The organism is Vreelandella sp. L-15 (assembly GCF_056857635.1).
This window is the reverse complement of the sequence record NZ_JBSXNN010000104.1, coordinates 39485-65825: the sequence shown is the minus strand read 5'-3', so window position 1 is coordinate 65825 and position 26341 is coordinate 39485. Positions and strand designations below refer to the sequence as shown.

Here is a 26341-nt window from a genome sequence, read left to right as displayed (position 1 = left end):
GCCCACGGAGTTGACGACTGAAGCGCTGATCGAGCAGGCCCAAGAGAAAGGCGACAGCATTGCCTCGCGTAAAGCGTCGTTTGAAGCGCTGAACGTGATTGGCCCGCAAATGCCGGAACTGCTCGGCGGCAGCGCTGACTTGGCGCCTTCCAACCTGACGTTCTGGAAGGGCGCCAAGGCGATCACTCCAGACGATGCCAGCGGCAACTATCTCCACTACGGCGTGCGTGAATTCGGCATGGGCGCAGTGATGAACGGTATCGCTCTACACGGCGGTTTCGTGCCTTATGGCGCAACCTTCTTGATTTTCATGGAGTACATGCGCAATGCCGTGCGCATGGCGGCATTGATGGGCCAGCAGGCTATCTACGTATTTACCCACGACTCCATCGGCCTGGGTGAAGATGGCCCGACCCACCAACCGATCGAGCAGCTCACCAGCCTGCGTACTACGCCGAATTTGAATACCTGGCGCCCCTGTGACGCAGTGGAAACCGCTGCCGCCTGGGATGCCGCAATCAAGCGCCACTCCGGCCCGACGGCGCTGGTGCTCTCACGTCAGAACCTACCGCATCAGGCGCGCACCAAGGCGCAGTTGGCGTCCATTCAGCGCGGCGCTTACGTACTCAAAGAGTGCAACGGCACGCCGGACCTCATCCTGATCGCGACCGGCTCCGAAGTCGCCTTGGCGATGGATGCCGCGGCCGAGCTGGAGCAGCAAGGTAAAGCCGTGCGCGTGGTCTCCATGCCGTCCGCTTACCGCTTCAACGGCCAAGATGCCGACTACCGTGAAAGCGTGTTGCCCAAAGCCGTGACCAAGCGTATCGCCATCGAAGCGGGCCACGCCGACTACTGGTACAAGTACGTGGGCCTCGACGGCCGCGTGATTGGCATGACCACCTACGGTGAGTCGGCACCCGCGGGCGAGCTGTTCAAGCACTTCGGCTTTACCGTCGAGAACATCGTCAAACAAGCCAATGAGCTGTTTAAGCTAAGTTTTAATTAATAATTATCTCATGATCAGGCTCTTCAAATTACTTCTAAAATAAGAAGAGCCTAATTATTGAGGGTATAGTCAGTATGGTTGTGAGTTTGCATCCTCGTCGTCATCACGCATTCGCGCCTGACGCTCAGCTTCTTCCTCTTTGGCGTCGTCGATGACTTCCATCAGCTCATCCACGTTGGCAATGTGGCTATCAAACTCGAAGTGGCCGGTGAGTTTGCTATCGGGGTGCAGCTCGCCCGCTTCATAAAGCGCCCACATTTCCTTGCCGTAGTGAGTAGTGAGCAGCTCGGGGGCAAAGCGACCAAAATAAGCGCGCATGTTATCGACATCGCGCTCCAGCATGGCGGCGGCGCTGTTATTACCGGCCGCGTCTACCGCTTGGGGCAAGTCGATAATGACTGGGCCATCGGCATCGACCAGCACGTTGAACTCAGATAGGTCACCGTGAATCAGACCCGCGCAGAGCATTTTCACCACGTCCTGGATCACTTTGGCGTGATAGCGTAAGGCTTGCTCTTCGGTCAGGGTAACATCGTCTAAGCGCGGTGCTACATCGCCTTCGGCGTCGGTGATCATCTCCATCAGCAGCACGCCATCCACAAAGCCATAGGGCTTTGGCACACGAACATCAGCTGCGGCTAAGCGATACAGCGCGTCCACCTCGGCGGTGAGCCACGCCTGCTCCTGCTCTTTCTGGCCGTAGCGGGTTTTCTTGGCCATGGCCCTCGCTCGGCGGCTGTTACGCTCTTTACGCCCTTCCTGGTATTGCACCGCTTGCTTGAAACTGCGCTGCTTGGCTTCCTTGAATACTTTGGCACAGCGTGTGTCGCCGCCGCAGCGCACCACATACACCTGCGCTTCCTTGCCGCTCATCAACTGCATCAGCACCTCATCGATCAGGCCGTCATCGACCAAGGGCTGTAATCGTTTGGGTGTTTTCATAGCTTGCTGCGAAGGCTCCTTATGATAGCGACCACGTCATTGGGATCGTTAATGGCGAATGCGTCGCACGCGGAAAGCGCGCCCTTTGAGTTTATCCCGCTCCAGCTTGGCCTGAGCTTTCTGGACAGCGCTGCGCGCCACCGCGACGTAAGCGCTTCGAGCCAACACCTTGATCTTACCCACCTGATCACCGCGCAGACCGCCTTCGCTGGTCAATGCTCCCAGAATGTCGCCAGGGCGCAGCTTATCTTTCTTGCCACCCGCCAACTGTAGCGTGGCCATGGGGGGCTCGAACGGCGAACCGTTGGTGGCTTTCGGCAGCGGCTCGGTCGCGAGCGGCTCGCCCAACAGCTCAGCGAGGCGTTCGAGTCGATAATCTTCTTGCGGTGTGACCAGGGTACAGGCGATACCGCTGGCTCCTGCGCGCCCCGTGCGGCCGACGCGATGAACGTGGACGTCCAGCTCGCGGGCGATTTGGTAATTGAAAACGGCATCTAGTTGAGCAATGTCGAGCCCGCGGGCGGCCACATCGGTGGCGACCAAAATCGATGCGCTTTGGTTGGCGAACAGCACCAATAGCCGGTCACGATCTTTTTGCTCAAGATCACCGTGCAAGGCGACGGCGCTAAATCCCGCGTCGACCAAGCTATCGGCCACGGCTTGGGTTTCTCGCTTGGTGTTACAGAACACCACGCTGGTGGTAGGCCGCGTGGCGAGCAGCAGCTCGGTCAATGCAGCAAAACGGTCGTCGTCATGAGACACACGGTAAAAGTGCTGCTCGATGGTCGTGGCATCGTGGGTCTCTGCCACCTTGACACTGACCGGGTCGCGCAGCACGCCGCGGGTCATGGCTGCCAGCCCCTCCCGCTCATCGGGAAACGTCGCGCTGAACAGCAGCGTTTGTCGGTCAGCGGGGGTATCGGCGATGATGTCGTCGATGGTGACCTGAAAGCCCATGTCCAGCATACGGTCGGCTTCGTCCAGCACCAGCACGGCCAGCGACCCAAGCGTGAGCGAGCCTTTGCGCAAGTGCTCGTCCACCCGCCCCGGCGTGCCCACCACGATATGAGCACCGTGCTCCAGCGATGCGAGCTGCGGCCCAAAGGGCGCGCCGCCACACAGTGTGAGTACTTTGACGTTGGGCATGCCCCGCGCCAGGCGTCGCAGCTCCTCGGCGACCTGATCCGCCAGTTCGCGGGTGGGGCACAGCACCAAGCCCTGTACGCTGAAGGCTTCTACACGCAGCTGTGACAACAGCGCCAAACCAAACGCGGCGGTTTTACCCGAGCCCGTTTTGGCCTGCGCCATCACATCGCGCCCCACCAGCATGGGCGGCAGGCTCTGCGCCTGAACGGGCGTCATGTCGTGATAGCCCAGAGAGTCGAGCGTGCTCAGCAGCGCGGGCGAGAGGGCAAGAGAGGCAAACGAGGTATCTGACACGAAAAATTCCTGAAGGGGGCGTGATGCCCAGCAAACCGATAATGTGAAGCACCATACCAGAAAGTGCCACCCCCTGCTTTGCCACGCGCTGATCCTGACGCGTCGTGCCTACGCAGAGAGCGCTGCGAATCGCCCTTGGCTGAGTGCGGCAAGGTCCTCCGGCGAGAGCTCGATTTCCAACCCACGTCGCCCGGCGCTCACGTATAGCGTCGACCACTGCTGTGCAGAGGCATCAATGAAGGTCGGTAAGCGCTTTTTCTGGCCCAATGGGCTAACGCCGCCCAGCACGTAGCCCGTCGTGCGTTCCACAATCTTTGGGCTAGCCATCGTGGCCTTTTTAGCACCTGCCGCTTTGGCAATGCGTTTCAACCCTAACTGACAATTCACCGGCACAATGCCGACCGCCAATTGCTTGCCATCTAGGCTCACCACCAGTGTTTTAAACACCTGCTCAGCGGCTACACCCAGCTTTTCAGCCGCCTCTAGCCCGTAGGATGAGGCATCAGCATCGTGATGATACTCGTGAAGTTGAAAGGCAATACCTGCGTGCCTTGCGCTATTAATCGCCGGTGTCATGAAGCTCTCTTATGTTAAACGCGCTCGTCAGTCTGGAAACAACACTACCCACTGCTAGGCTTAATAGCGTGAGCACTTAAGGGAAGTCAACTGACAGGAGTCGTTAAATGAAAGCCACCTCTAAAGCACAACAGAAAGCCGCCGGGGCTGCCCTCTCGGCTAAGCGCGGTGAGACCAAGCCAAGCGAGCTGTATGACGCCTCGAAAGGGATGTATGACTCGATGAGCGAAGAGGAGTTGGAAGAGATGGAGGGTACCCAGCGTAAGGGCAAACAGCGGCGCAATGGCATGTTTTTGCAACCCTCAAAAGTGCAGTATTAAGCCGACACCCGTTGTCGGTAGCGCTAGATATCACCCCCAACTGCAATAGCGTCAATAGTTTTTGATTCGGCCACTATGTAACCAGCGTAATACTCGTCACCGGACGCAGATTACGCAGTTTACAGTGCTGCTCAACGCTCTCGACGATCTCTTCCGCGTCATCGATTTGCTGCTTATCGAGCTGAATGTCGACCATCAGGAAGCTGCCTACCTGCGCAAGGCGTACATCGTCGTCGGCGATATCGAACTCCGCCACTTCTTGTACCACTTCCTGGCGCACGCTGCCGACCGGTTCGCCGAACATCAACTCGCGCAGCGCGCCTTTGACCATACGAATGGGCATGGGCAGGAAGTAACCGGCTATGATAAGAACCATCACCGGGTCCGCAAAACGCGCCAAGTGTTCCCAAGGCGAGAGGGTTAACCCCCAGGTAAGGGCAAAGCCCAGCATGACGGCGGCACTCAGCCAAGTATCCATTTGCCACTGGCGAAGCTCTGCAGCCAGTAGCGAGGACTGCGCGACCTTGGCGTAGCGGTTCAACCACCCCCAGGTGAGCAAACAGCCGCTCACGTTGACCACGCCAAACATCAGCGCCAAGTCCAGCGTGACCAAACGTCCTCCCTGCGCCAAGCTCCACAAAGCAGAGACCAGGGAGAACAGGCACACCAGCGCAATCACCACGCCTTTGAGCAGCACGGCCAGCGGCTCGACCGTCAGCCGCCCAAAGGGGTAGTGATCATCCGCAGGTTTGCGGGCCTGTTGAAGTGCAAACAGCGACAGCGATGCCAGCACTAAACTTAATAGCGAATAGCCACTATCGAAGAGTATCGTAATTGAGCCACTGGCAAGGCCTAAGGCAAGCCCGGTAAAGGCAAATAGGCTGGCAGAAATGGCGGAAAATCTAAGCGCTCGGCGCTCGGCGACAAAGGGGGTCACGCGGGTTGCTCCAATAGAGGGTGATAAAAGACCGCCATCATAATGGGTGCATTAGCGCTTCACCAATCGCTCAGCGCCAACTATATTGGCGCTCAAAGGGTTTTCACAAGGTAGTTTGCATGCGCGCAGAACAGGTACAGGCGTTTATTGATGTCACAGAACATGGGTCGTTTGCCGCCGCTGCCCGGCATACCGGCATAAAGCGCAGCACGCTGAGCGCCGCGGTGAATGCGCTGGAAGATAGTCTGGGCGTGGCGCTGTTTGAGCGCTCGGGTAACAGCCTACAGCTAACAGCGGTGGGGGAAAGCGTACTCCCCGACTGCTACCGCCTGCTAACCAGCGCCAGCCGCATCAATAAACATTGCCAGCAGCACTTGCAGGGCGTTGAGAGCCAGCTCTGCATCGCGCGGGACGATGCCCTGCCCGAAGCGTTTTGGAGACAGGTCATGCACGACCTGAAGCAGCGCTACCCGCTCACGGCCATTTCGGTATACCTGCTCCCACCTCAGGAGCACGCCCAGTTCGTGCTGCGCCAAACGGTGGATATTGCCTTTGGGCTCTACACCGCTGAAGGGGCCGCGGTGAACGCCAGCAACCTTGCCCCGGTGAGCATGAGTCTCGTGGCGGCACCTGGGCATCCACTCAGTCGCCTGCCCAACGTCACCAAAGATGATTTGGCACAGTACACCCAGGTATGCCTGACCTTCGACCAAGGCGACAAATTGGTGAGCGAGGCGCTGTTCTCCACCAACTATCTGGGCCTGACTATGTTCGAGGTGATTCGCGATGCGGTAATTAACGGGACCGGCTGGGCGCTACTGCCTTACCCGCTGGTTAAAGACGCCTTAACCAATCACACGCTGTGTGCGCTCAACCACGACCTGCTGCTGGAAAGCCACTACTACCGTTACGTGGAAGGCGAGAGCCTTGGGGTGGTCGCCACGGCGCTGCTGACCAACGTCATCCGTTTCTTGGGTACCACACGCTGAGGCCCCCTCTCAGTCGGAAAGCCGAGCACGGCGCATGAGTAACGTTGAAATTTAGCAGTGGCGAAAAAAGCGATTGCCCACCACGCTGTAAAAAAAGCCATTGAAGGAGCCCAAAGGACACGCTAGAGAACCGACACAGGCAAGTGTCATCTAAGCGTAAAGTGCGTCTGCCAGTGTCGATGTTGCCGTCAACCAAGGAGTAGTTTCCGCGATGGTACGACTCGATAAGAAAGCGACTAGGCTGTATGTCCTAGACACGAATGTCCTGATCCACGACCCGACTGCGCTCTATCATTTTGATGAGCATGATGTGGTTATCCCTATGACCGTGCTTGAAGAGCTGGTCACCCGCGCCGGGCGTAACACCAAGATTGTCTGCTTGGGCAACGTCGGGCAGATCGACACACCCTACCTCACCGCCAACACCTGCGGCATGGCCGCCGAGGAACTGCTTTAACAGTACCCAGCGAAACACCCACGGCTTTAACTTTCACCGCCCAGCACTGCTGGGCGGTGGCACGTTGTACCCACTCAATCACAGGGGCGTTGTTGGCTTTCGGATTTATCGCTATTCCAAGGGTTTTCAACGCCAATGGTATCGGCAGCAAACGCTTGTCGCTCTCCTAAGGGGCGCACCTCACCGATAGTGGTGTCATGACAGGTTTGGCGCTCCATCTCGCTGTTAAGCTCAGCCCCAAACAGCACCACAAACGCCGAGAGCCAAAACCACAGCATCAACGCCACCACCGCGCCTAGCGAGCCGTACAGCTCGCTAAAGGTCGAAAAGTAGCGCACGTAGAGCGAAAGACCACCGGAGCCCAACAGCCACATCAGCGTTGCAAACAGGGTGCCGTAACTCAACCAGCGCCACTGCGGTGAGCGCCGATAGGGCGCGAAGCGATACAGCATGGCAATCAATAAGCTCATTAGCACTAACAGTGCCGGCCAACGCAGCCACTGCAGCACTCTATCCAGCGGCGGATCAATCATTAGCCTATCCACCACCACCGGCACAACGGCAATAAAACCAAGGGAAACAAGCGTCATCACAATGAGACCAAAGGTCAGCGAGACCAGCACCAGCGCTCTATACAGCATAGAGCGCTTCTCCTGCTCGCCGTAAACGGCGTTTAAGCCAATCACTAACACCGACACCCCTTTCGAAGCGATAAACATGGCAATCAATAACCCTGCCAAGGCGGTCATCACATTGCCAGACTCAGTGCTCTCCACCACCTCTTGCGCCTGCTGATCAATCAGGTTGGCAGCATCAGGGGGCATAAAGCGACTAATCGTATAGAGCTGCCGCCCGGCCTCCACTGGATCAAACAGCAGCCCCCACACCGAAATTACCGCCGCGATGGTCGGAAACAGCGCCAGCAGTGCATAGAAAGCGACGCCAGCTGCAAACATAGTGATTCTATCCCGGCGGGCCGCGCGCACTACTCGCCATGCAATATCATGCCAGCCCCGCTGAGGGATATCGCTGGGCACATCGGCAGCACGGCCTCGGCGATGGCTATCCATTTAGCCTAACCGCTCGCCCAGCCACTTGCCGATATCGTTGACCTGCTGTGGGCATAGCGCATGGGCCATGGGGTACTGGCGATAGTTGACGTTGTAACCCATGGCTTTTAAACGCTCAACGCCGCTACGGCCCAAGGTTTCAGGCACGATGGGGTCGAAGTTACCGTGATGAACTTCAATCGGCACCTGACGGTTCGCCTCGGCAGGCTCGATGCTATCGGCGGTGGCAAAATAGGTCGACATTGCCAACAGCCCGCCAAGCGGCTGCGGGAACGAGAGCGCAGCCTGATACGCCACCGCACCGCCTTGGGAGAAGCCCGCCACGATGATCCGCTGGCTATCGATACCCTGATCGATCTGTTCTTGAATCAGCGCCTGAATACGCTCGGCGGATTTTTTCAGCTGAACTTCATCAACCCGGCGGCCCAAATCCATCGCCAGAATGTCGTACCAGGCGGGCATTACCATGCCGCCGTTAATGGTGACCGGCAGGCGCGGCGCATGGGGCATAATAAAACGCACGTTGGCGCTTTCTGGCAGCGCTAAGGCGGGCACTAGGGGTTCAAAATCATGCCCATCGGCACCTAGGCCATGAATAATAAACACACACGCATCGGCGGGTTGACCATTTTTTGGCTCAATAATCAGTTCGCCTGGGGCTGTCATGGGTTATTTCCTTACTGATATTAAAAGCGTCACCCTAGCCTAAAGCAGCGCGGGGAGCGAGACATTAACCGCTTAAAACGGCCACACCAATGGAATCAGCGTGACCGCAATCACACCGGTCAGTACGTTTAAACCACCACCAACACGTAAAAAATCACTGACTCGATAGCCACCAGGACCATGCACCATCAAGTTGGTTTGGTAGCCGATCGGGGTCAGAAAACTGGCCGAGGCAGCAAACATCACAGACACCACAAATGGCATGGGGCTCACGCCGAGACTTTCAGCAGCAGCCATGACCACCGGAAAAATAATCACCGCCGCGGCGTTGTTGGTCACTAGCTCCGTGAGTAGCGCCACCACGCAGTAGGTACCCATCAGCAGCAACCACGGGCTGCCCGCCACCCACGACAGCACGCTGCCTGCCATGGCACCCGCTGCACCTGACGACTGTAACGCTGCCCCCACCCCAAACGAGGCGGCAATGGTTAATAACACCTGAGTATCTAAGCCCCGCTTAGCCGCGCCCACTGTGCAGCAGCCGGTCAGCAGTGCCATCGCCGCCCCCAGCATGGCGGCATTAAGCATACTCAGAACACCAAACGCAGCCAGCAGCACCGCACCTAGCAAAATCCCCCAGGCCAGCGGGGCCTTCTCATGAATGGGCCGCGCAGAGCCGTTTAGCTCGCTGATCAGTAAGAAATCTTTAGACTGCCGATGGCGCTCGATAAACGGCGGGCGTGCCTCTAACAGCAATACATCGGCGGGCTGCAAGCGCACTTGGCCTAGGTTCCCCGTCACGCGCTCGCCGCCGCGGCAAATCGCCAGTACAGCAGCGCCGTATAGGGTTCTAAATCGACCGTCACGAATCCGCTGGCCAATAAACTGGCATTGATTGGAGACCACCGCCTCGACCAAACGGCGCTCTTTGAACTCTTTTTCTAGGCTAGAAGCGCCATCCCGAGAAGGGATCAGCCCACGAATCTGCTGAAGCTCCACAGCGGCATCCGAGGTGCCCACGAACACCAAACGATCCCCACCTTTGAGCTGCTCCCCTGGCCCAACTACGCTGACCACGTTACCGACGCGCTCGATCTCGACAAGGAACAGCTCCTGCAAGTGGCGCAGCCCCGCCTCTTCGACCGTGCGGTCGACCAGTACCCCTGCCGGGTCTACTTCCATTTCAATAGTGAACTCGCGAGGATTGGCAAAGGCTTTAGCCGTGCCGCCACGGGCGGGTAATAAACGCGGGGCAAGGAAAATAAGATAAGCCAAGCCCGCTACCGCGACCGGAATGCCTACCCACGCCAAGTCGAATAACCCCATGGCCAAATCAGGGTAGCGCTCGATCAGTAGCCCATGCACTACCAAGTTAGTGCTGGTACCAAATAGCGTGATAGTACCGCCTAAAATAGAGGCAAAGCTCAGCGGCATGAGCAAGCGCTGTGGGGAAAGCCGCACACGGCGGCTCCAGCTCATGACGGCGGGAATATACGTCGCCACCACCGGGGTGTTATTGAGAAAACCGCTGAGCGATGCCACAGGTAACAATAGACGTGTTAGCGCGCCGCGCTCGCTGGTTGGCCGCCCCAGAACGTAGCGAATAATAAGATCGATACCGCCCGTTTCACGAATACTGGCCACCAGCACGTACATAAACGCCACAGTAAACAGGCCACTATTAGAGAATCCACCCAACGCCTGCTGTGGGTCAATCACGCCAAGCGTCATCAGCACCACCACCGCGCCCATTAAAATGATATCTGGCCCTAGGCGTGACAACGCCATCAACGGGAAGATAGTCAGCACGACTCCTACTGCAATCCAAGCATCCAGCGACATAACCCCACATCCTTTCTCAAGCCCACTCAACTGACATAACCGAACAATATGAGGGGCATTGTGCCGCCTAGCAGATATTCTAAAAAGTTATTTTTAGAAACACAGTAAGAACAAAATAGAATATAGGCGTGGGGCGTGGGGCGTGGGGCGTGGGGCAGATAATAATCCACGAACAAAAACCCCGCTCGAGGCGGGGTTTTTCTAGCTCACTAACATCAGATGTTAGCGGCGAACATCAAGCTGGAATTAACCCAGAACTTTGATGTTGGAAGCCTGAAGGCCTTTTTTACCCTGAGTGACGTCGAAGGAAACCTTCTGGCCGTCTTGCAGAGTTTTGAAGCCGTCAGCTTGAATTTCGGAGAAGTGCGCGAACAGGTCGTCGCCATTGTCGTCCGGAGAAATGAAGCCGAAGCCTTTAGTGTCGTTAAACCACTTAACGGTACCAGTTGCCATGATCGAAATCCTCGATAAAGCTTAATGTAGAGCCGGGTAATACCCGAGTTGCAGTGGGTAGAACAAGAAACTTTCACCAGACTCAACGCTAGAGCGTTTCGATACTGCTGACAACGTTCGACTTGCTAACCAACTGCATTCAGCATGCGCTTAACCAAGCCGCACGTCAACACTATGATGAAAAAAAATGTCAATGCAATGAATTTTCTTTAAAAATCCATCCAGCGGCTTTTTCAGCGATCATTAACGTGGGCGAATTGGTGTTTCCACTGGTGATGCTAGGCATCACGCCCGCGTCCGCGACCCGCAATCCCGCCACCCCGCGCACCCGCAGTTTTTCATCCACCACCGCCATTGGGTCATCACGTTTGCCCATCCGCGTGGTGCCGACCGGGTGAAAAATCGTCGTGCCAATATCTCCCGCTAGCCGCGTTAGCTCGTCATCGGTTTGATACTCAACGCCCGGCTTTACCTCTTCAGGCAAATATTTAGCGAAGGCAGGCTGTTCGGCGATACGCCGGGTTACCCGTAGCGAATCAGCCGCCACCTTGCGATCCTCCGGCGTGCTGAGATAGTTCGGCGAAATCGCCGGTGCCTGACGCGGGTCGGCGCTTTTCAAACGCACCGTTCCTCGGCTGGTAGGATTCAGGTTGCATACGCTCGCGGTAATGGCCGGATACGGATGCAGCGGCTGCCCAAACGCCTCTAGGCTGAGCGGCTGCACGTGATACTGAATATTGGGATACGGCTGATCGTCAGAACTGCGGGTAAACGCGCCAAGCTGAGAAGGCGCCATGCTCATCGGCCCGGTGCGCTTAGTCACATACTCCCAGCCAATCCCCGCCTTGCCCCACAGCGTACTGGCAATAGCATTGAGCGTTTTGGCATTACTGACACGATATACCGAGCGAATCTGGAGGTGATCTTGCAGGTTTTCGCCCACCCCAGGCAGGTCGTGCACTACCTTAATGCCGTGCTCGCGTAGATGCTCAGCAGGCCCGATACCCGAAAGCTGCAAAAGGTGGGGCGAGCCAATGGCCCCCGCACACAGCACCACTTCTTTTCTCGCCTGAACACGCTGGGGCTTACCGCTGCGCACCACTTCTACCCCAGTGCAACGAAGCGTTGGCTGCTCCTCATCAAAGCAGAGCCGATTCACCTGGGTAGAGTGCCAAAGCGTCAGGTTGTCGCGCTTTAGCGCGCTACGCAAAAATGCCTTAGCGGTATTCCAGCGCCAGCCGTCACGTTGGTTTACCTCAAAATAGGCAACCCCTTCATTACTACCCCGGTTGAAGTCGTCGGTGCGGGGAATTCCCGCCTGCACCGCTGCTTCGGCAAAGTCATCCAACACTTCCCATTTCAGGCGCTGCTTCTCGACCCGCCACTCGCCGCCATGGCCATGAAAAGCACGGTGAGTCTCATCACCGTCGCTGCCTTCATCCAGCCGGTAGTGGTTTTCGTGTTTGATAAAGTCCGGCAGGCAGTTCTCCCAGCGCCACTCGTCGCTACCGGTAACCTCCGCCCAGTGGTTGTAATCCCGCGCTTGGCCGCGCATGTAGATCATGCCGTTGATGCTGGAGCAGCCTCCCAGGGTTTTACCTCGGGGGTAGATCAGCGAGCGGCCATTAAGCCCCTTGTCCGGCTCAGTACGAAACAGCCAGTCGGTGCGCGGGTTATTGATGCAATAAAGGTAGCCCACTGGAATATGGATCCAGTGGTAGTTATCCCGACCACCCGCTTCAATCAGCAGCACTTTGTTTGCAGGGTCGGCGCTTAGCCGATTGGCCATCAGGCACCCTGCGGTGCCTGCGCCAATCACGATATAATCAAATGCTTCTGCGGTGGGATGAGTGGTTGTATTTGTTGGCATGGGCTTGGCTCCCGTAACGGTCAGGCGTTACTTCGCCGTCGGCATCACAAACTCAGCACCCGTATCGATGGAGTCCGACCAGCGCTGCATGATCGACTTCTGTTTGGTGTAGAAGCGCACGCCCTCTTCGCCATACGCGTGAGTATCGCCAAACAGCGAGCGCTTCCAGCCGCCAAAACCGTGCCACGCCATAGGCACTGGAATCGGTACGTTGATGCCGACCATGCCTACTTGAATACGGCGGCCAAATTCGCGGGCAACGCTGCCGCTTTCAGTAAAACAACTCACGCCATTACCAAACTCATGGTCGTTGATCAGTTGGATGGCGGTAGCCACATCCGGTACGCGCACGCACACCAGCACAGGGCCAAATATCTCCTCTTTATAGATAGTCATCTCTGGTGTGACGTGGTCAAACAGCGTGCCGCCCATCCAGAAGCCATCGGCGCAGTTCTCGCCTGCCTGTGTGCTATCAAACTCACGGCCATCCACAATCAGCTGCGCGCCTTCTGCCACGCCCTTTTCGATATAGCCGGTAATCCGCTGGTGTGCCTGGCGGGTCACGATTGGCCCCATCTCCGCATCTAGCTGCATGCCATCTTTCACTTTTAGTGCCTTGGCACGCTCGGTGAGCATCGGCACCACTTTATCGGCCACATCGCCTACCAGCACGGCCACGCTAATCGCCATGCAGCGCTCGCCGGCACTACCGTAGGCCGCACCAATCAGCGCATCCACCGCTTTATCCAGATGGGCGTCTGGCATCACCACCATATGGTTTTTCGCCCCACCCAGTGCCTGTACGCGCTTACCGTGCTTCGCGCCACGCTCGTAGATCAGGTTGGCAATGGGCGTTGAGCCGACAAACGACAGCGCTTTAACGTGAGGGTGGTCAATCAGTGCTTCGACGGAGTCTTTATCGCCCTGCACCACGTTGAACACGCCATCGGGTAGACCTGCCTGCGTTAACAGGTCAGCAATCATCAGCGAGGCGCTAGGGTCCAGCGGGCTGGGCTTGAGAATAAAGGTGTTACCGGCAGCAATGGCGATGGGGAACATCCACATCGGCACCATTGCCGGGAAGTTAAATGGCGTAATACCTGCCACTACGCCCAGCGGCTGACGCACGGTCCAATTATCAATGCCGGTGCTGACCTGCTCGGTGTAATCACCCTTTAATAGCTGGGGAATACCGCAGGCAAACTCGACAATATCAATACCCCGTGCCACTTCGCCCTGGGCATCGGTAAATACCTTGCCGTGCTCTTTGGTGATTGCTTCGGCCAGGGCATCTTTATTGGCGTTCAGCAGCTCCAGGAATTTAAACATTACCCGAGCGCGGCGAATAGGCGGCGCATCGGCCCAAGCGGGAAACGCCGCCTGGGCGGCCTGCACCGCGGTGTCCACATCGGCGGCCGAAGCCAGGGCAACGCGGCCAGTGACCTGCCCAGTGGCAGGGTTGAAGACATCCTGGGCGCTGCCGGAGGCGCCTTCGCTGCGTTGGCCGTTAATAAAATGATGGATGGCGTTGGTTGTCATTGTCGCTACCTTTATAACAAAAGCTTAAGTGGTCGGAGGATGATCACTAGACTACCCCGCCTAACAGGCCAAGCAATTGAGTAATTTTTAACCCAGATATAAGCTTTGCTAATAACACAACAATGAAGGTTCACCACCATGCAGGAGTACGCCACGCTGCGGGCCTTTGTGGCCGTTGCCCACACCGGCAGCGTCTCAAGGGCGGCCGAGCAGCTCCATCTGACCCAGCCCGCGGTTAGCCTAAAGTTGAAGCAGCTACAGCTGCATCTGGGCCTAACGCTGTTTACCCGCCGCCCACAAGGGTTAACGCTGACTGCCGATGGTTACGCCTTGCTACCGGCCGCTGAAAATGCCCTGGCCAGCGCGCTGGCCTTTGAGCAGAGCGCCAGCGCGTTACACAGCACGCTGCGGGGCAAGCTGCGCATTGGCACCATTGTTGACCCGGAATTTATTCGCTTGGGCGATTTTCTCAGCCGCTTGATGGCCCGCGCGCCACAGCTGGAAACCGAGCTTCACCACGGCATGAGCGGCAGCGTATTGGACAGCGTTGAGCAAGGGGAGTTGGATGTGGGCTTTTTTCTCGCCCCGCCCGGCGAAGGTACCGACAATAGCGCCCTGGCGTGGCGGGAGTTAACTCACTTTCACTACCACGTGGTGGCACCGCCGGGCTGGGAAGCCAAACTTACCGACACCCGCTGGGAGGCGCTTGCGCAACTACCCTGGATTGTAACTCCCACCGTGTCAGCGCATTCGCGACTACTTAAGCGGGCGCTGGCCGCAAGCGGCGCGACTCCGAACCGTGTTGCACAGGTCGACCAAGAGGCGTGTATGCTGGATTTAGTCAGAGCAGGCGTGGGCCTGAGCCTAGCGCGAGACGCGCTGGCCATGGCCGAACGCCAAGAGAGCGGCTTGGCGGTGGCGGACAACGTTCGCCTGCCCTGCGCATTAAGCCTGATCTGGCGCAGCGACCGCGCCACCGAGCCCACGATTAAAGCCGCACTAGACACTCTCGATACGGTGTGGCCGCATCGTCTAAGGTCGCTGTAAGGAAGCGGAACCTGACAAGTAACCCTCTCCGTTACCCTCAAAAGCGCCAAGACGCTTTATCCGCCTTGGCGTTTTTTTATGGAACGATTTCCTATGCGACTTGCCCCAACGTGAGCGTTATTAAATGGCTAATTATTCATTTGGGCAAAACACCATTTCTCTACTAAGGTAGAAAGTCAGCATTAATAGACCAGTCGGCTAAAGGACTGCTCTACTTGATTGAGCGCCCCGTTGATCTAAAGATAGGAGATCTTATGAGCAACACCATTACGACAGTGAACCCGACCACCGGCGAAACGCTTGAGACCTACACGCTGATGGATGAAAGCCAGGCCAAGCAGATAGTCGAGGCCAGTCATGAGGCGTTTTTAGATTGGCGGCTCAAGCCGCTAGAGCACCGCGCCAAGGTGGTGAAAGCGATTGGCGAAGCCATGAACGCGCATAAAGAAGAGCTTACCGACCTGATGGTCAAAGAGATGGGTAAGCTGCCCTCGCAAGCGCGCCTGGAAGTGGATCTCTGCGTCGGCATTTGTGACTACACCGCCGAACATGGCCCCACCAAGCTGGCCGATGAAGAGCGCAAACCCGGCAACGGCGAGCGCGGTATTGTTACCTACTCCCCCATGGGCGTGATTTACGGCATTCAGCCGTGGAACTTCCCTGCTTACCAAGTGGTGCGTTACTCCATCGCCAATATTATGGCGGGCAACAGCGTGCTGCTAAAACACGCTGAAAACGTGACGGGCAGCGGCCTGCTGCTGGAAAAAATCTACCGCGAAGCGGGCCTGCCGGAAAACGTTTTCCGTACGCTGGTGATTTCACACGATGTATCCGACACCATCATCGCCCATAAAGCCGTGCGTGGTGTGACCCTGACCGGCAGCGACGGCGCTGGCCGCAAAGTGGCCGCCAAAGCCGCCGAGCATCTGAAAAAGACCGTACTAGAGCTAGGCTCCAACGATGCCTACTTGGTGCTGGACGATGCCGACCTGGACGTGGCGGTGGATACCTGCGTCACTGGCCGCGTGTTTAACGGCGGCCAAACCTGCGTAGCGGCAAAACGCTTTGTGGTCACCGAAAAGAACTACGAAGCGTTTAAAGAGCGCTACGTGGCACGCATGAAGGACTTAAAAGCAGGCGACCCGACCAAAGAAGATAGCGACCTAGGCCCGATGGCCCGTGTCGATCTTCGTGACGGCCTTCACAAACAGGTGGAAGAGAGCGTGCGTAAAGGCGCAAAAATCCTCTGCGGCGGCGAAAAACCAGAAGGTAAAGGGGCATTCTACCCGGTCACCGTGCTGGATAACGTCACCCCCGGCCAGCCCGCCTATGACGACGAGCTGTTTGGCCCGGTTGCCGCGTTGATTCGTGCCAAAGATGATGAAGACGCCATGCGCATCGCCAACGACAGCCGCTACGGCTTGGGCGGCGGCATCATCTCCAAAGACGTGAAGCGCGCCACCGAGCTTGCCAGCAAGTATTTCGATACCGGCATGGTGTTTATCAACGGCTTTGGTGTGGCAACGCCTGAAATGCCGTTTGGCGGCGTGAAGGATTCCGGCTATGGCCGTGAGCACGGCGGCTTTGGTATGCACGAGTTCGTCAACATTAAATCGGTGATTGTGGTGCAAAGCTAACATCGCCAAGCCCATCGGCTTACGATGGGCTAATCCATAAAAACGCCGCAGTGTCGTTTATGACCTGCGGCGTTTTTATGGGTAGCGTATTTTAAAAGTGGCGTTAGACGATTTTCTGCTGCCGACGCTGCCATAGCGTCACTATCAGCGCGACCACCAGCCAGCTTACCAGCGCGGCAATCACGTCATCCAACACAATGCCCAACCCACCGGTGACATACTCCGCTAAATGAATAGGCGGCGGTTTTAAAGCATCAAAAAAGCGATAAACGCCAAACGCCAAGGCCAGTACCAGCGGATGGCGAGCGGCTTTTAGCCCCAGCACTACCAGAGGGAAGGCGACGTACTCATCGGCGACAATGCTACCGTGATCCAAACCATCGTAGTGCCACGCAGCGATATGACAGACCGGCACGGCCGCTATCAGCATCAGCGCGATGATGACCGCCTGCTGCCCGGTTGAGCGGCCCAAGAGCCACCACGCCAGTGGCAAGCCAATCAATGAACCAAAAGTGCCTGGCGCAACGGGCGCTAGCCCCAGCCCAAAGCCGGTAGCTAGCCAAAAATTAAACGTATCGAGCATTAGCCAGCCTGCTGTGCCTGACGCTCGAGCTCTGCCGCCATTTCTGGCGTTAGGTTTAGCGCGCTGGCGAGTTGATCCAGCCAAGCCCGCTCCATGGGGTTTTGGTCGTCAATCACTGCCACGCTGATCAGGTACATCTCGCGGGCCGCCTGGGGGGAATCCGCTTCACGGGCGAGAGCCTGAGCATCCAGCGGCGCTTTTAGCTGCTGTTCCACCCAGCGGTGCATCTCCTGATCCGCGCCTAAGGCATCAATCTGATCGGTGATTAGCGCCTGCTCCTGCTCATCGATATGACCATCCGCCCGTGCGGCCATGATCATGGCCTGCAGCAGTTCCAGGCTGCGGCGCTCTTGAACCTCGCCGCTTAACACCTCGACACGCTCGCCTTCTGATGAGGATTGGGTCGCCGCTCCTTTCTTTTCCTGAGAGCTTTGCCACGCTTTCCACGCCAGCATGCCTACACCCGCAATCGCGCCATATTTCAACGCTTTACCGCCCATGCTGCGGCCACGTTTTGAACCCACCAGCATGCCCAGGGCACCGCCGCCCAGCAGGCTTTTCACATCAAAACCGCTGGAACCGCTGCTTTGACGCGTACCTTGGCTGCTATTACCGCCTAAATGGCGGGAGAGCCCATCAATCACGCCTTTGACATCCATGCCGCCGCTGCTGCCTTTGCTACCACTGGCCTGGCTCATCAGCTGCTGCAGAATTTTGCTTGCATTCATCCTCGCACTCCTCAATAGACATTCATTCGACGGGTCGAACGCGGGTCGTTTAACCCTTGTTATAGCGTATGCTACATGAATGCAGCATGAATTAACCTTGCGCTAGCGCTTAGCTCAGCGCCCCTTTCACCTCGACCGAACTGCCATGACGGCTAGCGCTCACCTCAATACGAACCGGCATCTGCTCTTTGAGTTCGCTGACGTGGGAAATAATCCCAATCATGCGGCCACTCATTTGCAGCTCGCTCAGCATGGCAATGGCTTGATCCAAGGCGTCTTGGTCCAGGCTGCCAAAGCCTTCATCTATGAATAGCGTATCGAGCTGAATACCGCCCGCGTAGGCCTGCACCACATCGGAAAGCCCCAGCGCCAGCGACAGCGCCGCCATAAACGACTCCCCACCAGAGAGCGTGGCCACCGGGCGATTTTTGCCGGTGTAGGTATCAGCCACGTCCAGCTCAAGGCCAGACGCTTTATTGCCTTTAGAGGGGTCTTCCCGGCGCACCAACTGGTATCGCCCACGGCTCATGCGCACCAAACGCTCAGACGCTTGAATCAACACATCATCCAGCAGCACGCCCAGTACGAAGCGCTGCAGGCTAATGCGATGGCCGGTGCGGCCATTGGCGACGTCGCTCAGCGTGCCCCACAGCTGGTATTGGGCTTCCAGCTCCGCCTGGGAGGCGTGGGCAGCCGTCAGCTTTTGGTGAATGTTTTGCAGCGTGGTTAATCGCCCATCCAGTTGCCGCCACGCCTCTAGCTGGCTGTTTTCTTGAGCCTGTGCACTTTCAGCCTGGGCAGTCAGTGCGGCAAGATCCGGCGGTATTTTTTCCGCCAGCTGGGTTTGGTAATTCTCTAGCGCGCCCTCAAGCTCGGCCAAGCGGCGTTGATACGCCTCTACCCGATGCGTCAGCTCGTGCCGCTGGGCATCATTCAGTTGGGCGGCCTGATATTCCGCCTCATCAGCAAAGGGGCTAGCCTGCAGCGCGGACTGCCACTCGGCGTGAGCCTGCTGAAGCGACTGCTCGCTACGCTCGACCCGCTCGTTCGCTCCGCGTAACTGCTCTTCCGCCCGCGCCAGTTGGGTCTGGCTAGTCGAAAGCGCTTGCTGGGCGCTCTCCCAGGCTTTTTCAAGCTGGGCGATGTGCTGCTCCAGCTCGGCCAGGGTTTGGCGCATTGCTTCGGGATAACGGGCGTCTTCCGGCAGCGATTGGCTCAGCTGGTCGCGCTGACTCTCTAAGCGAAGCGCGTGCTCTTTCGCCTTTTCCACCTCAGGCCGCTGGGCTTTTAGCTGTTTATCCAGCGTGCCCCACTCGCGTCGCAGCGCGTCCCGGGCTTCGGTCTGTTGGCGAATCTCGGCCTCAACCCGCTCTCGGCGCTGCACCTGGCGGCGCAGGTCTTCATAGGCATTTTGCAAAGCAGACAGCGGTTGACTCACCCACTCCCCTAACTGCTGATTCAGTCGCTGGGCCTGCTCTGCGTGGCTATCGATCTGTTGGGTGAGCTGATGGTGATGGCGCTCTGCCCGTTGTAGCGCTTGACGGGCCTGTTCTTGCGCCGCTCTGGCCTCTTCCACCTGTGCCTGGGTGACCAACTCGGCGCGATTTATCGCTGGGGCGGGATGTTCCAGGCTGCCACACACCGGGCAGGGGGCATTCTGTTCAAGGGTCAGCGCTAACAGCGCGGCCTGGCCCTGGTGCCAGCGCATCTCCTGCTCAGTGGCGTAGCGTTCGGCACGCTTGGTCTCGCCTTGCTGGTGGCTGAGCGCGTTTTTAGCCTGCAGCTGTTGCGTGGTTAATGCCTGGTGCCGCTGGGTGAGTTCATCCAGCTCTTGGCGCAGGGCTAGCAGGTGGTGATGGCGGGTTAGCTCAGCGGGGGCGCTCGCCAGTTGCTGAAACTCACTCTGCAAGCGTTCCAGGTGAACTCCGATGGCTTCGCCTTGCTGGCGAATGCCATCTAGCTGCTGCTCATCGCGCTTAAGCGCCTCATTGGCCTGTTGCCAAACGGCCTGAGCTGTTTGAAAGTGCTCCTGCAGTTCACTGAGCTGCTGGCTTTTCTGGATAAACTCGCCCAGCTGGCGGTGCCGCTCCCTCATTACGGGGAGCTCCGCCTGCTGCTGGCGTGCCGTCTCTAGCGCCTGCTGTGCCTGTTCAGCGTGAGAATGCCGCGTGATTAACGCAGCGTTTGCTTGGCGCTTCTCATCGTGGGCGGTAGCCAACGCCTGCTGCGCTTGGTCTAGAGCGACTTTCTGGGGGCGCAGCGCCTGGGCATGGGTACTCTGCGCTAACCGCGCTTGGCTATTGTCTACCTCAGCGTGCTGCTCAAGATGACGGGCTTTATCGGCTGCCAGCGCGTCCCGCGCCTCAAATTGGCGCTGTAGCGCCAGGGCCTCATCGCGCTGCTGTTCGGCAAGTCGGCGCTTTCGCTGCGCGGTTTCAAAGCCTTCTCGTGCTTGGTCTACCTGTGGCACCAGCGCTTCCAGCTCTTGCGCCAACGCGGCTTCGCTCTCAAGCTCCCCCCCGGCAAGAATGCCATTGATATGCTGGCGATGATCGCTCACCGCCCGCTCTATTTGATTAGCCTGAGTGCGCAGGCGCTCTTCAATACGCTGGAACACCTGGGTTTGAAACAGCTGGGAGAAAATGACTTCGCGCTCTTTGGAGCCTGCCAGCAGCAGTTCGCGGAACTTACCCTGGGGGAGCACCATCACCTGACGAAACTGATTGGCGTCTAGGCCTATTAGCGCTTGCAGCTCCGCCGTGGCGTCGGTGACCTTACGCGCCACTAGGCACTCGTCCTCCTCGCCTTCCGGAGTGAGTCGCCACAGCTGGGCTTCTGCGGTTTGTGTCGTTGTGCCTTCGCCGCTGGCCTTGGGGCGCTCCTGCAGAGGCACTCGGCGCACCCGATACATGACATCACGCAGGCGAAACGTCAGGCTGACTTCGGTGAGCAGAGAGGCATCCGCCTGATCGCAGCGCATTTGAACGGCGTCCCGCTCGTTGCCGGTGGTTTGGCCGTACAAAGCAAAACAAATCGCATCGAGGATCGAGCTTTTACCCGCGCCGGTGGGGCCGTTAATCAGAAACAGCGGGCTTCTGCCCAGCGCGGTGAAGTCGATGGTTTCGCTACCGGCAAAGGGGCCAAAGGCCTGCATGGTCAGCGTTAATGGCGTCATGCTTGGCCCCCCTGCTCGCGACTCAGGGTGGTGATCAACTCGCCCATGGCACGGGCCTGGGCGTCGCTCATTGGCTCGCCGCTGGTTTGAGTGAAGAAGTCGCTGAACATATCCAGCGCGCTGAACGCAAGCCGCTCGCGGCCTAGCTGTTGGCGGCCTTTTGCTTCCAGCATGCCGGGCTTTTCCAGGTGCAGCACGTTGGGGTACACCGCCCGCAGCTTACCCATGGGGTCGAGAATGGCGTGGCGGTCGGTGAGGCGCACCAGCAGATAGTCATCGGCGTGGGGGTCAGCGGCCCCTTGGGCCAGCAGCTGAGCCAGCTCACCTTCCAGCACGCGCACGTCCCGGCGGGGCAGCAGCGGATGGTGGGCTATTTGAGTGACACCTTCGCTGCCCACCTCAACAAGGGTGACGCCTTTGCGCTGGGTGGCTTCGGAAAAGCTGTACTTCAGCAGCGAGCCGCTATAGCGAATGTGCTCCCCACCGCGAATCTGGGGGCCGTGCAGATGGCCCAACGCCACGTAGTCGAAACTCTGCATGGGTTCCCACGCCACGCTTTCGGCACCGCCTAGGGTGAGCGGGCGCTCGGAGTCGCTGGAGGTGCCGCCATCCACAAAACAGTGGCTCATCAGTAGCGTCGGGCGGCCCGGCTGGCGCTGTGCCTCAATGCGCTCCAGCAGGTAGCGGTGGGCGCTATCGAAGTCGCGCACGTCCACGCCAAACGCGCTGCGCACGTACTCTGGGTCCGCGTAGGGGATGCCGAACACATCCACCGTGTCATCGCCAATCGTGAGCGTGACTGGCTGATCGCAAGTGGCTAAGTCAGTGAGAATATGCAGCCCGGCTTGGCGCAAATGGCGCGCGCCAAACCCCAGCCGCTCGGCACCGTCGTGATTACCGGAAATCATCACGACCGGCAGGCCGCGCTGCTCGCACAGCTCGACCAATATCTCATCCAGCAGCGTGACCGCCGCAGCGGGTGGCACCGAGCGGTCGTAAATATCGCCCGCGACCAGCACGGCATCCACCTGCTCGCGGTCGATGATCTCCAGCAACTGCTGCAACACATGACGCTGGTCATCCAGCAGGGAAAGGTTGTGAAATAGCCGCCCTAAATGCCAATCGGCGGTATGAAGTAATCGCATGACAGGCTCGATGAAAAAAGTGTGCGGTCATCATAGCAACCGCGCCTGCGTTTCACCCATGAAAAAGCCCCGCACGAGGCGGGGCGATTAATGCGGAACACGTCGCGGGTTAGTCTCTAAACGCATCCGGGTAGGTGGTGAGATCCACGCCCCACAGCATCGGCAGCAGGAAGTAGACCGCGGCCACGATCAACAGCATCGCAATGATGTTGAGCCAGAAACCGTTGCGCACCATCTCGATGATTTTGATTTTACCCGTGGAGAAGATGATCGCATTGGGCGGCGTGCCCACTGGCAGCATAAAGGCGCAGTTGGCCGCCATGGCCGCTGGCACCATCAGCACGAACGGATGAATATCAAGTGCCAGCGCCAGCGACGCCAATACCGGCAGGATCATGGTGGCCGTGGCTGTGTTGGAGGTGATTTCGGTCAGGAACAGTACCATGCCGGCCGCCAGCAGAATCACCAGCAGGAAGTTGACGCCTTCCAGCACGCTCATTTGGCCGCCAATCCAGGAAGCCAGACCCGACGAGCCAAAGCCCGCCGCAATCGCCAAGCCACCGCCAAACAGCAGCAAGATGCCCCACGGTACGTCTTTGGCCACATCCCACCCCAGCAGGCAGCCGCCTTTGTTGGGAGAAGGAATGAGAAACAGCGCCACGGCAGCGGTAATCGCAATCATGGTGTCGTTAATGCCGGGGATCGTCAGGATCTGCCCCTGCCATAGGAACGAGCGGGTAATCCAGAAAAACGCGGCAAACAGGAACACACCGAGCACCGCCTTCTCTTCGAAGGTGATCTTGCCCAGCGCTTCTTTTTCTTTGCGGATCAGCGCTCGGCCGCCCGGCAATTTGGCGAGCTTGATCGGATAAATAAAGCGTGTGAGCATCACCCAGCCAATCACCAGCAGCGTCACTACCACCGGGAAGGCAAACATCAGCCAGCCCGCGAACGAAATCTCGACACCGAACAGCTCGTTCACGATCGCCGCCAGGATAATGTTCGGCGGCGTGCCAATGAGCGTGCCCAAACCGCCTATGGTGCCCCCGTAGCCCACGCCAAAAATCAGCGACTTACTGAACTTATCAATCTCGTCTCTGTGATCTCCTTCGGTTTTATTCAGCTCCTGGGTCACCTGGTAGACAATGGCGGAACCAATGGGCAGCATCATCATGACGGCAGCGGTATTGGATACCCACATGGACAAGAAGCCCGTGGCCGCCATAAAGCCAAACACGATGCTGTTAATGCTGGTGCCTAGCAAGGAGATAATCGACAGCGCGATGCGCTTGTGCAGATCCCACTTCTCCATTGCCAAGGCGATCATAAAGCCGCCCAGGAATAGGAAAATAATTGGGTTACCGTACGCCGCCGTTACGGCACTGCTCTCCAGCACTCCGGTAATCGGCAGCAGAATAATCGGCAGCAGTGACGTCACCGGGATAGGAATGGCCTCGGTAATCCACCACACCGCCACCCATAAAGTAGTTGCCAGCACCATGCGCCCTTCGAAGCTCAAGTCGGCGGGGTGGAAAAACATCACGACCAAAGCAAACAGCAAAGGGCCCAGCACCAAGCCGATTTTCTGTGCCGTACTATACGCGGGCGGACGAGGCGAATGGCCGCCGCTGCCCTGGGTCTTATGGGAGTCACTTCGGGATGAGGAGCCTCCAGCACTTGAGGTCGGCAACGCACACATCAGGAGATTTTTAACTTGGTCATGGGAGTGCCAAAGCTGATCCCACAGCGTCATCGTGGCAGTTCTGCGCATTATGGAAGTACCGCTCGCAGTCAGGGTGAACGAAAGGGCTCAGGACTTAGCTGTCCCTATGGCATTTTTCGCCAGCGCCGCTGGCTTTTAGGGTGCCCTTTATTCACTGCAATAGGCCATTAGTCCAGTAAATTGGCGGCAATTACAACCAAAGTCTAACCACTTTAGTCGAAATAATTGTTGTCGATTAGTCTTCGTAGATGAGTTTGCTTGGCTTTGTTTTCAGTGATTCCAGTGCTTAATCTGTAGCGCAATAAGCACGCAGAACATGCTGATAGCAAAACGGCTTGCTTCCCAATGGGTTGCAAGCCGCTTGCCCGTTATTAGTCCAGATTATCCAGCGTTACCACGATATCCCGGGTAGAAACATCGACGTTCCAGAAGGTATAGCTGTCATCGTCCTCGTCGACCAAGCGAATATCGAATAAGGGACTTTTATACCCCGTTAGCGTCACGCGCTGGGTATCCCCATTCATCAACACGTCGCTGCCCAGCACGTCCTCCTCCCAACTTTTCGAATCCTCCGGGCTCACGTACATATAGTAAATGGTGTAGCCAGTACGGTTGGTGATATCGACGTAGTAGTCGGCCGCCATGACCAGCGACGAGCTACACAGCATCAATAGTGCCGCGAAAAACACCTTCATACGCATGCAACGTTCCTTCTTCTTTTGGAATAGGCGGGAAGTAGCACTAAAGCCACGCTGCGATGATGCCCCGCAGCAAGCGAAGTATAGTCTGGCGCTCATTTCTGTGACAGCGAGTGCCGATTTGTGGCACACCCACCCCAGAGAAGCCCTCAACTGATAGAATGCTGCCCCTTTCAGGCGCGGTGGCGCTTACCGCCGCATCGCTTCCCCCTTTTACTACCTGAGAGTCACGCAATGATTGCCACCGCTACCACCGTTTTTCGACCCTTGTTACGGCTGGGGCTTATTCCTCAAATCGTCATCGGTATTGTCGCTGGGGTGCTGTTGGCCCTACTCGTACCCGACATAGCCAGCGATGTAGCCCTTCTCGGGCAGCTTTTCATTGCCGCGCTGCAGGCCGTGGCGCCTATTTTGGTCTTCGTGCTGGTGGCGGCGGCCATTGCCGCCCATCAGGCGGGCCAGCCGACACATATTCGCTCGGTGCTCTTACTCTACGTCGCAGGTACGCTGATTGCCGCGTTGATTGCCGTAGCCGCAAGCTTCGCACTTCCCACGGAGCTGGCCTTGGATACGGGACAAGTCGACGGCAACCCGCCGAGCGATATTTTTACCGTGCTGCGTGACTTACTGCTCAACGCGGTGGCGAACCCTGTGACGGCTCTGATGGACGCCAATTTCATCGCCATTCTGGCCTGGGCCATTGGCTTGGGGTTGACACTTCGCCAGGCCAGCGACACGACTCGCCAAGCGCTGAGCGACTTATCCGCCGCCATTACGCGTATTGTCACGCTGGTAATTCGCTTAGCCCCACTGGGTATTTTCGGCTTGGTGGCCGGTACGCTGGCGGAGTCTGGCGTGCAGGCACTGCTTAACTACGCCCAGCTATTGGGGGTGATCGTTGGCTGTATGCTGTTCGTCGCGCTAGTAAGTAACCCGCTATTGGTCTACTTGGCTACCCGCCAAAATCCTTACCCGCTGGTGTTTACCTGCCTACGGGGCAGCGCCATTACGGCGTTTTTCACTCGCAGCTCGGCGGCCAACATTCCGGTCAACCTGGAGCTTTGCCGCCGCTTGGACCTGGATGCCGACACCTACGCGATCTCCATTCCGTTAGGTGCCACCATCAATATGTGCGGGGCGGCGATCACCATTACCGTGATTACGCTGGCGACTACGCACACCCTGGGAATTAGCGTGGATTTCCCCTCCGCGCTGCTGCTCTGCATCGTATCGGCTCTGGCGGCCTGCGGTGTGTCTGGCGTGGCGGGCGGTTCGTTGATGCTGATTCCCATGGCCGCCAGCCTGTTCGGCATTCCGACCGAAGTGGCCATGCAGGCCGTCGCCATTGGCTTTGTGATTAGCGTGGTGCAAGACTCTACCGAAACGGCGCTCAACTCCTCCACCGATGTGCTGTTTACCGCCGCCGCCTGTCGAGCGCGTAAGCCTGATTAACGCTCCTTTGTGGCTCGTCGATTGACAGATCGCTGTTCCTTATATA

General features: G+C 57.9%; 23 protein-coding genes. 7 read left to right on the top strand and 16 right to left on the bottom strand.

Features of this window, described 5'->3' with window-relative positions; translation table 11 throughout:
• Positions 1-1006 (top strand): transketolase-like TK C-terminal-containing protein (locus tag AC13CY_RS17225; protein ID WP_483052831.1); only part of this gene is annotated, 1006 nt, incomplete at its 5' end.
• A 69-nt stretch (positions 1007-1075) separates the two neighbouring features.
• Here AC13CY_RS17225 and AC13CY_RS17220 read toward each other — a convergent pair.
• From AC13CY_RS17220 to ybaK, 3 genes are all read right to left on the bottom strand, one after another.
• The gene (locus AC13CY_RS17220; RefSeq protein WP_089675653.1) at positions 1076-1948 is read right to left on the bottom strand and encodes a PA4780 family RIO1-like protein kinase; all 873 of its coding nucleotides are present in this window, start codon (positions 1946-1948) and stop codon (positions 1076-1078) included.
• 48 nt (positions 1949-1996) lie between these two features.
• Entirely contained in the window at positions 1997-3388 is a 1392-nt protein-coding gene (gene dbpA, locus AC13CY_RS17215; RefSeq protein ID WP_089675652.1) for an ATP-dependent RNA helicase DbpA, read from the bottom strand.
• A gap of 108 nt (positions 3389-3496) precedes the next feature.
• Complete coding sequence (gene ybaK / locus AC13CY_RS17210) at positions 3497-3964, bottom strand: Cys-tRNA(Pro) deacylase (protein WP_137095010.1); 468 nt, start codon at positions 3962-3964, stop codon at positions 3497-3499.
• A 107-nt stretch (positions 3965-4071) separates the two neighbouring features.
• Between ybaK and AC13CY_RS17205 the strand changes: the two genes are divergently transcribed.
• The gene (locus tag AC13CY_RS17205; protein ID WP_062375438.1) at positions 4072-4284 is read left to right on the top strand and encodes a DUF3008 family protein; all 213 of its coding nucleotides are present in this window, start codon (positions 4072-4074) and stop codon (positions 4282-4284) included.
• A 73-nt stretch (positions 4285-4357) separates the two neighbouring features.
• Here the strand turns inward: AC13CY_RS17205 and AC13CY_RS17200 are convergent, their stop codons facing one another.
• Positions 4358-5221 carry a cation diffusion facilitator family transporter gene (locus AC13CY_RS17200; protein ID WP_089675650.1) on the bottom strand — a complete coding sequence of 288 codons (864 nt, stop codon included), beginning with the start codon at positions 5219-5221 and terminating at the stop codon, positions 4358-4360.
• 119 nt (positions 5222-5340) lie between these two features.
• Here AC13CY_RS17200 and AC13CY_RS17195 point away from each other — a divergent pair, with 119 nt between their 5' ends.
• Positions 5341-6210 (top strand): LysR family transcriptional regulator, encoded by an 870-nt coding sequence (locus tag AC13CY_RS17195; RefSeq protein ID WP_062375436.1) that lies wholly within the window; start codon positions 5341-5343, stop codon positions 6208-6210.
• Between the two features lie 211 nt (positions 6211-6421).
• On the top strand, positions 6422-6667 hold the full coding sequence (locus tag AC13CY_RS17190; protein WP_390624436.1) for a PIN domain-containing protein: 246 nt from the start codon (positions 6422-6424) through the stop codon (positions 6665-6667).
• Between the two features lie 74 nt (positions 6668-6741).
• Here the strand turns inward: AC13CY_RS17190 and AC13CY_RS17185 are convergent, their stop codons facing one another.
• From AC13CY_RS17185 to AC13CY_RS17160, 6 genes are all read right to left on the bottom strand, one after another.
• On the bottom strand, positions 6742-7737 hold the full coding sequence (locus tag AC13CY_RS17185; RefSeq protein ID WP_172514774.1) for a YihY/virulence factor BrkB family protein: 996 nt from the start codon (positions 7735-7737) through the stop codon (positions 6742-6744).
• Positions 7738-8403, bottom strand: a complete 666-nt coding sequence (locus AC13CY_RS17180) for an alpha/beta hydrolase (RefSeq protein WP_172514775.1) — start codon at positions 8401-8403, stop codon at positions 7738-7740.
• A 72-nt stretch (positions 8404-8475) separates the two neighbouring features.
• A complete protein-coding gene (locus AC13CY_RS17175) occupies positions 8476-10245 on the bottom strand; it encodes an SLC13 family permease (protein ID WP_172514776.1) in 1770 nt (589 codons plus the stop codon).
• A 246-nt stretch (positions 10246-10491) separates the two neighbouring features.
• The gene (locus tag AC13CY_RS17170; RefSeq protein WP_054641278.1) at positions 10492-10698 is read right to left on the bottom strand and encodes a cold-shock protein; all 207 of its coding nucleotides are present in this window, start codon (positions 10696-10698) and stop codon (positions 10492-10494) included.
• A gap of 190 nt (positions 10699-10888) precedes the next feature.
• Positions 10889-12568, bottom strand: coding sequence for a GMC family oxidoreductase (locus AC13CY_RS17165; protein WP_172514777.1), 1680 nt, complete (start codon positions 12566-12568; stop codon positions 10889-10891).
• 27 nt (positions 12569-12595) lie between these two features.
• A complete protein-coding gene (locus tag AC13CY_RS17160; RefSeq protein WP_074210244.1) occupies positions 12596-14107 on the bottom strand; it encodes a CoA-acylating methylmalonate-semialdehyde dehydrogenase in 1512 nt (503 codons plus the stop codon).
• A gap of 138 nt (positions 14108-14245) precedes the next feature.
• Between AC13CY_RS17160 and AC13CY_RS17155 the strand changes: the two genes are divergently transcribed.
• Both AC13CY_RS17155 and AC13CY_RS17150 read left to right on the top strand, forming a co-directional pair.
• Positions 14246-15154, top strand: a complete 909-nt coding sequence (locus AC13CY_RS17155) for a LysR family transcriptional regulator (protein ID WP_172514778.1) — start codon at positions 14246-14248, stop codon at positions 15152-15154.
• Positions 15155-15408: 254 nt separating this feature from the next.
• Complete coding sequence (locus tag AC13CY_RS17150; RefSeq protein ID WP_074210242.1) at positions 15409-16791, top strand: NAD-dependent succinate-semialdehyde dehydrogenase; 1383 nt, start codon at positions 15409-15411, stop codon at positions 16789-16791.
• Positions 16792-16894: 103 nt separating this feature from the next.
• Here AC13CY_RS17150 and AC13CY_RS17145 read toward each other — a convergent pair whose 3' ends face one another.
• From AC13CY_RS17145 to AC13CY_RS17120, 6 genes are all read right to left on the bottom strand, one after another.
• Positions 16895-17374, bottom strand: coding sequence for a phosphatidylglycerophosphatase A family protein (locus AC13CY_RS17145; protein ID WP_172514779.1), 480 nt, complete (start codon positions 17372-17374; stop codon positions 16895-16897).
• Positions 17374-18102, bottom strand: coding sequence for a tellurite resistance TerB family protein (locus AC13CY_RS17140; protein ID WP_044629516.1), 729 nt, complete (start codon positions 18100-18102; stop codon positions 17374-17376). The genes AC13CY_RS17145 and AC13CY_RS17140 overlap by 1 nt, the downstream gene beginning before the upstream one ends.
• A 109-nt stretch (positions 18103-18211) precedes the next feature.
• Positions 18212-21277, bottom strand: coding sequence for an AAA family ATPase (locus tag AC13CY_RS17135; RefSeq protein ID WP_287837238.1), 3066 nt, complete (start codon positions 21275-21277; stop codon positions 18212-18214).
• Positions 21274-22422, bottom strand: a complete 1149-nt coding sequence (locus AC13CY_RS17130; RefSeq protein ID WP_273423342.1) for a metallophosphoesterase family protein — start codon at positions 22420-22422, stop codon at positions 21274-21276. Before AC13CY_RS17130 ends, AC13CY_RS17135 begins: the two co-directional genes overlap by 4 nt.
• A 109-nt stretch (positions 22423-22531) precedes the next feature.
• On the bottom strand, positions 22532-24175 hold the full coding sequence (locus AC13CY_RS17125) for an SLC13 family permease (protein WP_483052832.1): 1644 nt from the start codon (positions 24173-24175) through the stop codon (positions 22532-22534).
• Between the two features lie 341 nt (positions 24176-24516).
• The gene (locus AC13CY_RS17120) at positions 24517-24846 is read right to left on the bottom strand and encodes a hypothetical protein (protein WP_089675895.1); all 330 of its coding nucleotides are present in this window, start codon (positions 24844-24846) and stop codon (positions 24517-24519) included.
• A gap of 231 nt (positions 24847-25077) precedes the next feature.
• On the opposite strand from AC13CY_RS17120, the gene sstT reads away from it, so the two are divergent.
• On the top strand, positions 25078-26295 hold the full coding sequence (gene sstT / locus AC13CY_RS17115; RefSeq protein WP_089675894.1) for a serine/threonine transporter SstT: 1218 nt from the start codon (positions 25078-25080) through the stop codon (positions 26293-26295).
• The last annotated feature ends 46 nt before the right edge of the window (positions 26296-26341 follow it).

What these genes read in the sequence shown, in the direction of transcription:
- AC13CY_RS17190 (WP_390624436.1), top strand. Translation starts at nt 6,422, where the DNA reads ATGGTACGACTCGATAAGAAAGCGACTAGGCTGTATGTCCTAGACACG.
- AC13CY_RS17185 (WP_172514774.1), bottom strand. Translation starts at nt 7,737, where the DNA reads ATGGATAGCCATCGCCGAGGCCGTGCTGCCGATGTGCCCAGCGATATC.
- AC13CY_RS17130 (WP_273423342.1), bottom strand. Translation starts at nt 22,422, where the DNA reads ATGCGATTACTTCATACCGCCGATTGGCATTTAGGGCGGCTATTTCAC.
- AC13CY_RS17160 (WP_074210244.1), bottom strand. Translation starts at nt 14,107, where the DNA reads ATGACAACCAACGCCATCCATCATTTTATTAACGGCCAACGCAGCGAA.
- AC13CY_RS17150 (WP_074210242.1), top strand. Translation starts at nt 15,409, where the DNA reads ATGAGCAACACCATTACGACAGTGAACCCGACCACCGGCGAAACGCTT.
- AC13CY_RS17180 (WP_172514775.1), bottom strand. Translation starts at nt 8,403, where the DNA reads ATGACAGCCCCAGGCGAACTGATTATTGAGCCAAAAAATGGTCAACCC.
- AC13CY_RS17175 (WP_172514776.1), bottom strand. Translation starts at nt 10,245, where the DNA reads ATGTCGCTGGATGCTTGGATTGCAGTAGGAGTCGTGCTGACTATCTTC.
- AC13CY_RS17220 (WP_089675653.1), bottom strand. Translation starts at nt 1,948, where the DNA reads ATGAAAACACCCAAACGATTACAGCCCTTGGTCGATGACGGCCTGATC.
- AC13CY_RS17165 (WP_172514777.1), bottom strand. Translation starts at nt 12,568, where the DNA reads ATGCCAACAAATACAACCACTCATCCCACCGCAGAAGCATTTGATTAT.
- AC13CY_RS17145 (WP_172514779.1), bottom strand. Translation starts at nt 17,374, where the DNA reads ATGCTCGATACGTTTAATTTTTGGCTAGCTACCGGCTTTGGGCTGGGG.
- AC13CY_RS17120 (WP_089675895.1), bottom strand. Translation starts at nt 24,846, where the DNA reads ATGCGTATGAAGGTGTTTTTCGCGGCACTATTGATGCTGTGTAGCTCG.
- AC13CY_RS17140 (WP_044629516.1), bottom strand. Translation starts at nt 18,102, where the DNA reads ATGAATGCAAGCAAAATTCTGCAGCAGCTGATGAGCCAGGCCAGTGGT.
- sstT (WP_089675894.1), top strand. Translation starts at nt 25,078, where the DNA reads ATGATTGCCACCGCTACCACCGTTTTTCGACCCTTGTTACGGCTGGGG.
- AC13CY_RS17125 (WP_483052832.1), bottom strand. Translation starts at nt 24,175, where the DNA reads ATGACGCTGTGGGATCAGCTTTGGCACTCCCATGACCAAGTTAAAAAT.
- AC13CY_RS17205 (WP_062375438.1), top strand. Translation starts at nt 4,072, where the DNA reads ATGAAAGCCACCTCTAAAGCACAACAGAAAGCCGCCGGGGCTGCCCTC.
- AC13CY_RS17135 (WP_287837238.1), bottom strand. Translation starts at nt 21,277, where the DNA reads ATGACGCCATTAACGCTGACCATGCAGGCCTTTGGCCCCTTTGCCGGT.
- AC13CY_RS17195 (WP_062375436.1), top strand. Translation starts at nt 5,341, where the DNA reads ATGCGCGCAGAACAGGTACAGGCGTTTATTGATGTCACAGAACATGGG.
- ybaK (WP_137095010.1), bottom strand. Translation starts at nt 3,964, where the DNA reads ATGACACCGGCGATTAATAGCGCAAGGCACGCAGGTATTGCCTTTCAA.
- AC13CY_RS17155 (WP_172514778.1), top strand. Translation starts at nt 14,246, where the DNA reads ATGCAGGAGTACGCCACGCTGCGGGCCTTTGTGGCCGTTGCCCACACC.
- AC13CY_RS17170 (WP_054641278.1), bottom strand. Translation starts at nt 10,698, where the DNA reads ATGGCAACTGGTACCGTTAAGTGGTTTAACGACACTAAAGGCTTCGGC.